The 12,455-nt window shown below is 34.8% G+C and carries 14 protein-coding genes and 1 pseudogene; 12 read left to right on the top strand and 3 right to left on the bottom strand.

What is annotated here, in order from left to right; genetic code table 11:
• Positions 1-287 (top strand): annotated as a pseudogene (locus tag RR643_RS06130) (AraC family transcriptional regulator); the annotation flags it as partial.
• Positions 288-343: 56 nt separating this feature from the next.
• Here the strand turns inward: RR643_RS06130 and RR643_RS06125 are convergent.
• From RR643_RS06125 to RR643_RS06115, 3 genes are all read right to left on the bottom strand, one after another.
• Positions 344-1,279, bottom strand: coding sequence for a glycerophosphodiester phosphodiesterase (locus tag RR643_RS06125; protein WP_332482684.1), 936 nt, complete (start codon positions 1,277-1,279; stop codon positions 344-346).
• 71 nt (positions 1,280-1,350) lie between these two features.
• Positions 1,351-1,863 (bottom strand): methylated-DNA--[protein]-cysteine S-methyltransferase, encoded by a 513-nt coding sequence (locus RR643_RS06120; RefSeq protein ID WP_332482683.1) that lies wholly within the window; start codon positions 1,861-1,863, stop codon positions 1,351-1,353.
• Positions 1,863-2,507 (bottom strand): DNA-3-methyladenine glycosylase family protein, encoded by a 645-nt coding sequence (locus RR643_RS06115; RefSeq protein WP_332482682.1) that lies wholly within the window; start codon positions 2,505-2,507, stop codon positions 1,863-1,865. Before RR643_RS06115 ends, RR643_RS06120 begins: the two co-directional genes overlap by 1 nt.
• A 318-nt stretch (positions 2,508-2,825) precedes the next feature.
• Between RR643_RS06115 and RR643_RS06110 the strand changes: the two genes are divergently transcribed.
• From RR643_RS06110 to fabF, 11 genes are read left to right on the top strand one after another with little or no spacing between them, the layout of a single operon-like run.
• On the top strand, positions 2,826-3,047 hold the full coding sequence (locus RR643_RS06110) for an acyl carrier protein (protein WP_332469095.1): 222 nt from the start codon (positions 2,826-2,828) through the stop codon (positions 3,045-3,047).
• A gap of 31 nt (positions 3,048-3,078) precedes the next feature.
• Positions 3,079-3,501, top strand: a complete 423-nt coding sequence (gene accB / locus RR643_RS06105) for an acetyl-CoA carboxylase biotin carboxyl carrier protein (protein WP_332482681.1) — start codon at positions 3,079-3,081, stop codon at positions 3,499-3,501.
• Positions 3,501-4,868: an acetyl-CoA carboxylase biotin carboxylase subunit gene (gene accC / locus RR643_RS06100; protein WP_332482680.1), complete on the top strand. Its 1,368-nt coding sequence runs from the start codon at positions 3,501-3,503 to the stop codon at positions 4,866-4,868. Before accB ends, accC begins: the two co-directional genes overlap by 1 nt.
• Positions 4,852-5,724, top strand: a complete 873-nt coding sequence (gene accD, locus RR643_RS06095) for an acetyl-CoA carboxylase, carboxyltransferase subunit beta (protein ID WP_332482679.1) — start codon at positions 4,852-4,854, stop codon at positions 5,722-5,724. The genes accC and accD overlap by 17 nt, the downstream gene beginning before the upstream one ends.
• On the top strand, positions 5,721-6,641 hold the full coding sequence (locus tag RR643_RS06090) for an acetyl-CoA carboxylase carboxyltransferase subunit alpha (protein ID WP_332482678.1): 921 nt from the start codon (positions 5,721-5,723) through the stop codon (positions 6,639-6,641). Before accD ends, RR643_RS06090 begins: the two co-directional genes overlap by 4 nt.
• Positions 6,634-7,581 (top strand): beta-ketoacyl-ACP synthase III, encoded by a 948-nt coding sequence (locus RR643_RS06085; protein ID WP_332482677.1) that lies wholly within the window; start codon positions 6,634-6,636, stop codon positions 7,579-7,581. Before RR643_RS06090 ends, RR643_RS06085 begins: the two co-directional genes overlap by 8 nt.
• Positions 7,581-8,528: a nitronate monooxygenase gene (locus tag RR643_RS06080; protein ID WP_332482676.1), complete on the top strand. Its 948-nt coding sequence runs from the start codon at positions 7,581-7,583 to the stop codon at positions 8,526-8,528. Before RR643_RS06085 ends, RR643_RS06080 begins: the two co-directional genes overlap by 1 nt.
• Positions 8,507-9,571, top strand: coding sequence for an NAD(P)H-dependent flavin oxidoreductase (locus RR643_RS06075; protein WP_332482675.1), 1,065 nt, complete (start codon positions 8,507-8,509; stop codon positions 9,569-9,571). Before RR643_RS06080 ends, RR643_RS06075 begins: the two co-directional genes overlap by 22 nt.
• Entirely contained in the window at positions 9,568-10,503 is a 936-nt protein-coding gene (locus RR643_RS06070; protein ID WP_332482674.1) for an ACP S-malonyltransferase, read from the top strand. The genes RR643_RS06075 and RR643_RS06070 overlap by 4 nt, the downstream gene beginning before the upstream one ends.
• Positions 10,500-11,228, top strand: coding sequence for a 3-oxoacyl-[acyl-carrier-protein] reductase (gene fabG / locus RR643_RS06065; protein WP_332482673.1), 729 nt, complete (start codon positions 10,500-10,502; stop codon positions 11,226-11,228). The genes RR643_RS06070 and fabG overlap by 4 nt, the downstream gene beginning before the upstream one ends.
• Positions 11,229-12,455, top strand: a complete 1,227-nt coding sequence (gene fabF / locus RR643_RS06060) for a beta-ketoacyl-ACP synthase II (RefSeq protein WP_332482672.1) — start codon at positions 11,229-11,231, stop codon at positions 12,453-12,455.

Raw genomic sequence — 12,455 nt, 5'->3', positions numbered from 1 at the left:
ATTTTAAATACTTTGCAGGTGTGCATCTAGTCGGTAGTTTAGAAGTTGAGGAGTTGGAGTTATTTAACCTATTACCCGGTGAATATGTTGTATGCAAAGTAGAAGCAGAAAACTTTGAATCACTAGTAATGGATGTACTATATAAAGCACAATCATTTTTGTACTCAAGTTGGTTAATTCAAAAAGGAATACAAATAGAACCAATAGGAATTGAAAGATATGCAGATCACAATGAACAAACTAATTCATTAGAAATTTGGATGAAAATAAAAGAAAGCATAATTTAATTCTGATACTATATAAATTAAAAACATAGCGATTGCTATGTTTTTTAAATAAATAATTAATAACCAAGATCATGAAGTAATTGTATTAATAAATCAGGACGATCGGTAATGATACCATCTGCATTAAGTTGTATACATTTTTCCATATCTTCGACATCGTTGATTGTCCAGTAATGTACAAACATATTGTTGTGATGAATTTTATATACTAGATAATCTGTTGCCAGAGGAATACCAAACTTATCCATAGGGATTTGAAAACCGGCTTGCGGATAATTTAAGAAGAAACCATATCCAACATAATTAGCGATGATGAAGTTTGTCGCTGTACCCATATCAAAGGAAGTAATGATATTATCGGGTGCAATAGAAATAAAATAGTTGAGGGTATCTTGATCAAAAGAGGCAACACAAACATATTCTTCCATATTATATTGTTGGATTAGATCTAATATTTTTTGTGCTGATTTTTGACCTAGATCACCATAGTTCTTTAATTCGCAAATATACAAAACATCCTTACCATATTTTTGAAACATTTCTTCTAAGTTAGCAGGTGTTAATGAATCGCCAAAAGATTCTCTTTCTTCTAAAGATAGATTTTTGTAAGGCTGATACCCTTGCAAGTCAGTGAAATTCTCACCAAAATTATATTTCTTTAAATCGACATAATTGTGCTCAGAAACTAGACCTGCAGTGTTGGACATATCTTCTAATTCGTTGTTGTGATATGTAACTAATTGATTGTCTTTGGTAATTTGTAAATCCATTTCTAAGACATCAACACCTAATTCATAAGCGTAGTCATAAGCCATCCATGTATTCTCAGGATTCATTAATTTTGCTCCACCATGCGCTATTACTAATGGACGTGATCCAGTTTCTATTCTAAATGCATTCGTTATTTTATTTTTGCCATAAGGTATAATTTGTAACAAAACATAGATGAATATAAACGCAACTAAAGTGAATAGAATAATTTTCTTTTTCATAAATTCCTCATATCTAATCTTGAACAAATGTAATTATACATTTATCTATTTCTAATACAATGATAAATTTGTTAAATCTTATTTTGATTAAATTGAATACCTTCTAGAACAAGTAGATGTTGCTTACGTTGAACTCCTCCAGCATAACCAGTAAGATTCTTGTTTGCGCCTAGTACACGATGGCAAGGAACTATAATCGAAATGGGATTACGTCCCACTGCCCCACCTACTGCTTGACTCGACATACTTTTTTGATTATGTTTTGCTGCAATGATTTTTGCAATATCTCCATAAGCGCAAGTATGTCCATAAGGAATTTGGAGAAGAATTTCCCAAACTTCTTTTTGAAAGGGTGTTCCATTCAAGGAAAGTGGTAGTTGAGATGCAGGTTGTTTACCACCGAAGTAATCATCTAACCATTTCTTTGCATTGGAAAAAATTAGTAAATCTCTTGGCTCATTTTCTAAGGATAATGTACGAGCAAAATACTTTTGTCCTTCAAACCATAATCCAGTTAGTTCGGTACCATTACTTGATAATATAATTAAACCAAGGGGAGATGAATAAGTTGTAGTGTATTCCATTATACTGCTCGCTTTCTAGGGGCGTAATCTTTAAATCCCTCATAGTTTCCACTAGCTACAGCCCAAAAGTAAAGGCTAGCAACACTGCAATAAGGACTAAGTCTACGGCGATACTTTTCAAATAGAGAACGAGTTATTTTGCGATGATGGTAAACCATGCGCATTCCTCTAAGAATAGCTAAATCATCATAACTTAAGACATTTGGTCGTTCTAAACAAAACAACAACATCATTTCAGCGGTCCAAACCCCTATTCCTTTTAATCGGGAAAGTTCAATGATAATTTCTTTATCAGAAAGTTGAGATATATGATCAAGGTCAATTTCTTTATTCTTAACTTTTTGCGCAAAATCAACGATGTACTCGACTTTACGATAACTCATACCTAAAGATTGTAAAAAATCTATATCTGTTGAAAGAATGGTATCGGCATTAATGGAACCAAGTGCATCAATCATTCTTTTCCATATGGTTTTATGTGCTTTTGTTGAGATTTGTTGGCCAACAATACTATTTACGATACTAGAAAACAAATCATGATTAACTTCACGATGAATTACTCCTATTTGATCGATTACTTTCGCCAGGATAGGATCTTTTTCTTTTAATGCATTGATTTCAGTTGTACCATATTTAAAATACATTATATTTCCCTCATTAATACTTCAATTCTATCCTCTTTATTATACATAGAATTAATTATATTCATTAATAAAGAAGTTAAAATGTCAAAAAAACAGGGGTAAAGAGTCATAATTGTATCTTTATACTATAGGTTTATCCATTTTCATCATTCTATCACAATTCATTAAAAAGCCTTTGTTTAATAGGGTTTATAATAAAAATAGCGCTTTCAAAGTAATATCATATAGAACATCATCTACTTTTTAATAATAGATGATGTTTACAAGCAAAATTGTCAATGTTATAATCAATATGCTCAAAGAAATGGAGATTATTTTATGTTTGAAAAAATTAAAGATGTATTAGTAGAAACCCTAAATGTAGATGCAGAGTTAATCACTCCTGAAGCTTCATTGAAAGATGACTTAGGTATTGATTCACTGGCTGCTGTTGAGTTGTCATTAGAATTAGAAAGCAATTTCGACATCAAGATTGAAGATGAAGAACTTGTTCAATTAAAAACTGTTGGCGATATCGAAAAATTATTAGCGGGGAAATAAGAGGGATTAACTCCCTTTTTTACTAACTAAGATGAAAAAAGAAGAACTAAAAGAACTAATCCGTGAATTTGAAGGAACTTCTCTTACGAAATTAAGTATAGAAGAAAAAGACTTCAAAATTTGTTTAGAGAAGAATATGGGGAATGCACCTGTGGTTTATGCCAACGAATCACAAATGCATACTACTCCAATTGAAAATAAACCAGAAGCAAAGAAACCAATGAAGACAATTAATGCTCCACTAGTAGGAACATTCTATTTGACGCGTTCTCCTGAGAGTAAAGCATTAGTAACTGTAGGCCAAAAAGTAAATGTTGGGGATACTGTTGGAATCATTGAAGCGATGAAAGTCATGAATGAGATCCAAGCAGATAAAGAAGGTATTGTAAAAGCAATCCTTGCACCATCAGGAAAACTTGTAGAATACGATCAACCGCTACTTGAAATCGAATAATGATTAAGAAAATATTAATTGCGAATCGTGGAGAAATAGCTGTAAGAATTATTCGTACTTGTAAATTGTTGAATATCAATACTGTAGCGGTATATTCAACAGCAGATAGAGAAGCTTACCATACTCAACTTGCAGATGAAAGTATTTGTATAGGAGAAGCACCAAGTAAGAATAGCTATCTTAATATGGATGCGATTATAGAAGCAGCTAAGGGAACACAAGCGGATGCCATTCACCCAGGATTTGGGTTTTTAAGTGAGAATAGCGCATTCGCAAGAAAAGTAATTGATGCAGGTATTATTTTTATCGGACCAGATCCCGATGTGATTGATCGTATGGGGGATAAATCCAATGCAAGAGCGTCAATGATTGCGGCGGGTGTATCTGTTGTACCTGGTTCAAAAGAATGTATCGAAACAAAAGATGCATGTTTATTAATGGCAAAAGAAATTGGTTACCCAGTTATCATCAAAGCCAGTAGCGGTGGCGGTGGTCGTGGTATGCGAATTGTTTATGAAGAAAAAGATTGCATTACTGCGTATGAACAAGCTCGCAGTGAAGCGGCAGTCTCTTTTGGTGATGATAGTGTTTATATGGAAAAGTATTTAGTAAATCCAAAACACATTGAAGTTCAATTATTAGGTGATAAACATGGTCATGTTGTTCATTTATTTGAACGCGATTGCTCAATGCAAAGACGTAATCAAAAAACAGTGGAAGAAGCGCCGAGTGATGTATTAACACAAGATGCTAAAGACCGTTTGTATGCAGATGCAATTAAAGCTGCAAAATATGTTAACTATGATAGTGTAGGTACAATTGAGTTTTTAGTGGATCACGAACAAAATCATTACTTTATGGAAATGAATACACGGATTCAAGTAGAACATACGATCAGTGAAATGATTACAGGTCTTGATTTAATTAAACAACAAATTCGTGTAGCTGAAGGGAAACCACTTGAGTTTACACAAGAAGATATTGTCTTACAAGGACATGCGATTGAATGTCGTATCAATGCAGAAAACGTAAAAGCGAATTTCGCACCTAATCCTGGAACAATTAAGACGTTTCATGTACCTGGGGGACAAGGAATACGTATTGACAGTGCTGTATATGCAGGTTATACCATTCCTCCATATTATGACTCAATGATTCTCAAACTTATTGTCCATGCACCAACGCGTTTAGAAGCGATTAAGAGAATGCGTGTTGCATTAGAAGAATTATTAATTGAAGGAGTAGAAACCAATATTGAATTTCAATATTTGTTGTTTCATGATCCTATCTTTGTAAGTGGAAGATATGATACTTCATCACTTACAAAATTTATTGAAGAGGTAAAGAAAAATGAATTCAGCCTTTAAGGAAAGAAAAGATAGGTTACAAGTTTTTAGAAGCTATCGAGAAAAACTCCTATCGAAACAAAAACCAAAGGTGGAACATCCTGATACATGGCAATGTAGTAAATGCGAGAGTGTATTCAACTATACGGAAATTAGTAAACATTATTTTGTATGTCCACATTGTCAACATGTCCATGCATTAACAGCACAACAACGATTAGATTATGTATGTGATGAAAACAGTTTTATTGAAACATTCCATGCATTAAAAAGAATGAAAAAGAGTTCATTCCCAGGGTATGAAGCAAAGATTCAAAAATTACAAGATAGTTTAAAAATGAATGAAGCAGTCGTAACAGGTGTAGCAAGAATTGGTACAAATCGAGTTGCATTATGTGTCATGGATAATCGTTTTTTAATGGGTAGTATGGGTGAAGTTGTAGGGGAAAAGATAACTCGTCATATTGAATACGCAACAAAGAAACGATTACCGCTAATTATCTTCAGCTGTTCTGGTGGTGCACGTATGCAAGAAGGTATTTTATCTTTAATGCAAATGGCAAAAACAAGTGCGGCTTTAGCTAAACATGATGAAGCAGGACTGTTATATATTTCTTACTTAACTCACCCCACAACGGGTGGAGTCAGCGCAAGTTTTGCGATGCTAGGAGATATTCAATTAAGTGAACCTCAATGTTTAATTGGATTCGCAGGTAAACGAGTTATCCAATCAACGGTTAATGAAAAGTTGCCCGATGACTTTCAAACAGCGGAGTTCTTAGAGAAAAAAGGATTCCTAGATCAAATCGTTGAACGAGAAAACATGAGATCAACATTGATTCAATTGTTGAAAATTCATGAGAGAGGTAAAAAATGAGTTGGTCAAAATCAGAAGAAAAAATACTTCTCTTACGTGAACAATTAGAAAATTGTTCAAAAGAGGAAGCAATACAAATCAAAAAGGAAATTGAGAAACTAAAAAAAGATGCATATTCACATTTAGATGCTTGGGATATTGTATGTCTAGCACGTCATCCAAAACGACTTAAAGCAATGGATCTAGTGGAAAGTTTATTCACGGATTTATTTGAGCAAAAAGGAGATCGTTTGTATGGAGAAGACGGTGCATTATGGGGAGGACTTGGAAGTTTCTTAGGAAAGCCAGTAACTATTCTTGCACAAAGAAAAGGAAAAACGTTACAAGAAAATATGGACTGCAACTTTGGAATGATGAATCCAGAAGGGTATCGTAAGGCGTTACGTTTGGCGAAACAAGCTGAGAAATTCAATCGACCAATTATTACAATCGTTGATACATCAGGAGCATATCCTGGTAAGGGCGCAGAAGAAAGAGGACAAGCAGAAGCAATTGCGCAATGCTTAAAACAATTTATGACCTTAAATGTACCTGTCATCACAATCGTATTATCAGAAGGTGGAAGTGGTGGTGCATTAGCGCTTAGTGTATCCGATCATATCATGATGTTGGAAAATGCAATCTACTCAATTCTTTCACCAGAAGGTTTTGCGAGTATTTTGTGGAAAGATGAAACAAGAGTAAAAGAAGCAGCGAAAATGATGGAACTAACATCAAAGGATTTATACCAAAAAGGAATCGTTGACGAAATTATCAAAGAACCTCTAGGTGGTATTCAAGAGAATCCAAATTTCTGTATCGAACAAATACGTAAAAATTTATTTGAACAGTTAAATAAACTACAAGCACAAAATGAAAAAGTAAGAAGTAAAAATAGATATGAGAAATTCAGAAAGTTAGGTGCATGTCATGAGTAAGATTTTATCAGTAGCAAGTTATGCGCCACACAAAGTGTTAACCAATGAAGATTTAAGTAAGATGGTTGATACCAATGATGAATGGATTGTACAACGTACAGGTATTAAAAGAAGACACGTTGTGAGTGATGGGGAAACAAATTTAGACATTGCAACTCGTGCAGCACAAGAGGCACTTGATAAATCTGGATTGAATAAAGAAGACATTGATGCGATTTTGTTTGCGACAATTACTCCTGATTTATTTACACCATCGATGGCATGTCAATTAAAAAGAAGATTAGATATTGATCGCAAAAACCTACTTGCGTTTGATATTAATGCAGCATGTAGTGGATTTGTTGTAGCAATGGAAACAGCTCATCATTTACTGCAAAGTTATAAAAATATATTAGTTGTAGCAAGTGATACGATGAGTCGTATCATTGACTGGACTGATCGAGGAACTTGTATTCTATTTGGAGATGGTGCAGGTGCGGTTGTATTAACGCAAAGCGAACATAATCCTAAATTTCATAGTTTCAGCGAACATGATATCACAGATAGCTTAAAAACTAATTCAATCTATGATGATAAAACAACATTATCCATGAAGGGAACGGATGTCTTCAAATTTGCGGTCAATGCTTTAACAACATGCATACGAAAAGAATTAGAAGATAACAACATGACCATCGAACAAGTGGATTATATTGTAGCGCATCAAGCAAATGTGAGAATCATTAGTCTAGCGAGTAAACAACTCGGTATTCGTGAAGATAAATTCTACATGAACATTCAAGAGTATGGAAATACATCAAGTGCAAGTGTACCACTTGTCTTAGCTGAAATGGTTGAAAAGAAGATGATACATCAAGGACAAAATGTGTTGTTTGTAGCATTTGGTTCAGGGTTAACTTATAGCAGTTGCCTTTGGAAGATAGAAGGAGAAATTAAATAGTGAATATTAAAGATATATTTCATGTAAAATATCCAATTTTACAAGGAGCAATGGCTCATATTGCAACACCAGAATTTGCAGCAGCAGTATCCAATGCAGGTGCACTTGGAATTATTGCGACAGGAGCAATGGATGCAAAACAAGTTCAAGAAGCAATCACTAAATGCAAAGAATTAACTGACAAACCTTTTGGAGTTAATTTGATGTTGATGAATCCACATTCAGATGCAATTGTGGAAGAAATATTAAAGAACCCAGTTGCCTTTGTAACAACAGGTGCAGGAAATCCAGGTAAGTATTGCCCACAACTAAAAGCAGAAGGAATTAAGATTTATCCAGTAGTGAATAGTGTTGCATTAGCGAAACGTTTAGTGGATAACGGAGTAGATGGAATTATTGCAGAAGGTACTGAATCAGGTGGACACGTTGGAGAATTAACAACGATGGCTTTGGTTCCGCAAATGGTTCAAGCAGTTCCTGTTCCAGTTATTGCAGCAGGAGGCATTGCCTGTGGTGCGCAACTGAATGCATGTTTAGCATTGGGTGCAGTGGGTGTTCAAATTGGTACACGCTTCTTAGTGAGTGAAGAATGTCCAGTACATGAAAACTATCAACATGCAGTTATCAAGGCAAAAGATTTAGATACAATTGTAACAGGAAGAAATCTAGGTGCTCCGGTTCGTATATTAAAAAATCAAATGGCACTGGAGTATCGAAAATTAGAAATGGCAAATGCTGAAAAAGAAGAATTAGAAGTAATTACTCTTGGAGCATTACGTCGTGCAGTATTTGATGGTGATATGAAACATGGCTCAGTTATGATGGGTCAAGTTGCAGGGTTATGTAAAAAGATTCAACCAATCCAAGAAATCCTTGATGAATTAATGCAAGAAGCAAAAGAAAACAAGGAAGAGTTAAATAAAATATGGCAAGAACTTTCAATCTAAAACTAAAGCAAATGGATATCCCATTAATTCAAGGTGGAATGGGAGTCGGTATATCGCTTGGTAATTTAGCAGGTGCAGTTATGCAAGAAGGTGGAATGGGAGTAATCTCTTTAGCACATCCTGGCTATCGTGACCCTGATTTTATGAAGGATCCATTTTTAGCTAACAGTAAAGGATTAAAAGAAGAAGTCGCAAAGGCAAGAAACATAAGCCAAGGTAAAGGTATTTTAGCTGTCAATGCAATGTGTGCAATCAATCGTTATGATGAATATGTAAAAGCAGCATTGGATGCAGGGGTAGACGCCATTATTAGTGGTGCAGGATTACCATTATCATTACCAGCGATTACTCAAGGACATGATGTATTAATTGCTCCTATTGTATCCAGTGCAAAAGCTGCACAACTTCTTTTAAAGAGTTGGGATCGTCATTATAACTGCACAGCAGATTTCATTGTTATTGAAGGACCTGATGCAGGTGGACATTTAGGATTTAAACCAGAAGAACTGTTGGAACATACTGCCAAGAGCGTACTTGATATTCTTGAAGAAACAAAACCAATTATTCAAGAATACGAAGATAAATATGACCGTATCATTCCAATTTATGTTGCGGGTGGAATGAATACGAAAGAAAAAATTCAAGAAGCTATTCATCATGGTGCAAGTGGAGTGCAAGTAGCGACATCATTTATACCTACGATTGAATGCGATGCCGATATTAAATTTAAAGAGATGTTTTTGAATCACAATCAAAAAGAATTAACACTTATTAAAAGTCCAGTTGGTTACTATGGTAGAGCTATTGCGAATCCATTATCAAAACAACTAGAACAAGGAAGAGTGGCACCAACTTATTGTTTGAATTGCATTAAACCATGTGATTTCAAGGTAACACCATTCTGTATCACAGAAGCACTTATTCAAGCTGCCAAAGGGAATACAGAAAAAGGATTAATATTTAGTGGTATGACAATACCAACACAAACAAAATTACGTCATGTCAAGGAAGTCATTGAGGACTTAGTAGGAGAAGTGAAATGAAAATAGCATTTGTATTTGCAGGGCAAGGGGCACAATACATTGGAATGGGCAAAGATAATTTAGAAAACTCTTTAAGTTTCAAAGAAGTATTTGATGCGTGTAATGAAAATAATGAATTAGCTACAATCTGTTTTGAAGATGCAGATCGCCTAAATGCCACAAGAGATGCACAATGGGCAATCTATAGTATCTCAATGGGTATTGTTAATATGTTAAAACAAGAGGGTATCGTACCTGAGGGTTGTATTGGGTTGAGTTTAGGAGAATATAGTGCCTATGGTTGTGCGGGAGCTTACTCAATTAATGAGGGAGTTATGCTTACTAAAAAAAGAGGAGCACTTATGCAAGATACCATTGAGAAAACAACAAGTGGTATGGCAGCAATCCTAGCACTCAGTGCAGATAAAATTGAACAAGCATGTTTGGAAGCAAGTAATTTAGGAATAGTTAGTGTAGCGAATTATAATGCACCAGACCAAATTGTAATTACGGGTGAAGAATTAGCATTAGAAAAAGCAATGCAAAATTGTATTGAATTTGGTGCGAGACGCGCTATTAAACTGCAAGTAAGTGGAGCATTCCACAGTGCATTACTTATCAGTGCGCAAGCTGATTTAAATAAAGCATTAACCCAAGTGAATTGGCAAGAAACAACATTACCGGTATATACAAATTGTACAGGTGATGTTACTGAAGATAGAATTGATAGCTTAACACAACAATTAGTATCACCAGTTCGTTTTCAAAAAGGAATTGAAAAAATGATGATGGATGGTTTTGATACATTTATTGAAATTGGTCCTAAAACAACTTGTTCAAGTTTTATTAAAAAAATTGCGCAAGCGAATAACAAAGAAGTAACAATTTGTAATGTAGATGATTACAAGAGTTTTATCAAAACAAAAGAAATCATTCAAGGAGGTCAAGCATGACAAGAAAAGTAGCTTTAGTAACAGGGGCAAGCCGTGGTATCGGTGCAGCAATTGCGAAGAGTTTGGCAAAGGATCATGATGTAATCATTAACTTTGCAAGTAGAGAAGAACAAGCACTCGAAGTATTACATACTCTTCCTGAAGGAAATCATTCAATCTATAAATGTGATGTACAAGATCATGATGCAGTAAAAGTGATGATGGAAGAAATTGTAAAACAATATGGTCATATTGATGTACTTGTGAACAATGCAGGAATTACTCGCGATAATTTAATGATGAAGATGAGTGATGAAGATTTTGATAAAGTAATGTCAATCAATACAAAGGGATGTTTCAATTGTATACAAACTGTAAGTCGTATCATGATGAAACAACGTGCAGGGAAGATTATCAACATTGCAAGTGTTATTGGTTTAATTGGTAATATTGGTCAAGTAAATTATGCTGCAAGTAAAGGAGCTATTATTGCGATGACTAAAGCAAGTGCGAAAGAATTAGGTTCTCGTAATATTCAAGTTAACGCAATTGCACCAGGATTTATTGAAACTGAAATGACACAAGTTCTACATGATGAACTCAAACAAAAAATGTTAGATTTAATTCCGCTAAAACGTTTTGGACAAGCAGATGAGGTAGCAGCTGTTGCGAAGTTCTTAGCAAGCTGTGATGCGGATTATATTACAGGACAAGTGCTAGTTATTGATGGCGGGATGGTGATGTAAATGAAACGTAGAGTCGTAATTACAGGTATGGGTGCTGTATCTCCAATTGGGAATACAGTAAATGAAGTAAAAGAAAGTATTCATCAAGGTAAATGTGGTATCGCTCCTATTACAGCGTTTGATACAACGGATTATAAAGTGAAATTAGCAGCCGAAGTTAAAGATTTAAATGCAGATGAATATTACACACCTAGAGAATTAAAATTCAATGATCGCTTTACACAATTTGCACGTATCGCAGCAAAACAAGCTATGAAGGATAGTAATCTAGTAGTAGAAGAGAATAACAGTATTGGAGTACTGCTTGGTTCAGGAATTGGTGGTTTATCATCTATTGAAAACGCAACAAAAACATTAGAACAAAGAGGACCAAGTCGTATCTCTCCTTACTTTATTCCGATGTCATTAATCAATCTTGCTGCAGGTGATATTGCGATTGATCACAAACTACATGGTAGTGTTCAATGTATTGTAACAGCATGTGCATCCGCAACAGATGCAATGGGTATAGCATTTCAACGTATTCGTGATGGTTATGAAGATACAATCGTAACTGGTGGATGTGAAGCATCAATTACACCAGTAGGAATTGGTGGATTTATGGCAATGCGTGCACTATGTGAAAGTACTGATCCTAATCGTGCAAGTATTCCGTTTGATCAAGAACGTTGTGGGTTTGTCATGGGTGAGGGTGCTGCAGTACTAGTTTTTGAAGAATTAGAATCAGCGAAGAAACGTGGTGCAAAGATATATGCTGAGGTTGTAGGTTATGGAACAACATGTGATGCAAACCACATTACAGCACCTGCAGAAAATGGTGAGTATGCAACAATTGCGATGAGAAAAGCAATACAAGATGCAAATATTACTACAAAAGATATTAGCTATATTAATGCACATGGTACTTCTACAAATCTAAATGATAAAACAGAAACAAAAGCAATCAGCAATTGTTTCCAAGAGTCTAAACCATATGTATCGAGTACAAAATCAATGACAGGACATTTACTTGGAGCAAGTGGTGCAATTGAAGGTGTTATAAGTGTATTAGCACTACAAGACCAATTTATACCTGCAACAATAAATCACAGAGTAAGTGATAAAAACTGCGATTTAAATTTAGTTGTTAATCAAGGTATTGAAACAGAAGTAAATTATGCAATGAGTAATTCACTTGGATTTGGTGGACATAATGCATCCATTATCTTCAAGCGTTGGGAGGATTAA

This window comes from Anaerorhabdus sp. (assembly GCF_036637135.1).
Taxonomy (GTDB): domain Bacteria; phylum Bacillota_I; class Bacilli_A; order Erysipelotrichales; family Erysipelotrichaceae; genus Anaerorhabdus.
The sequence above is the reverse complement of the archived record's forward strand: the minus strand, read 5'-3'. Positions and strand labels throughout refer to the sequence as shown.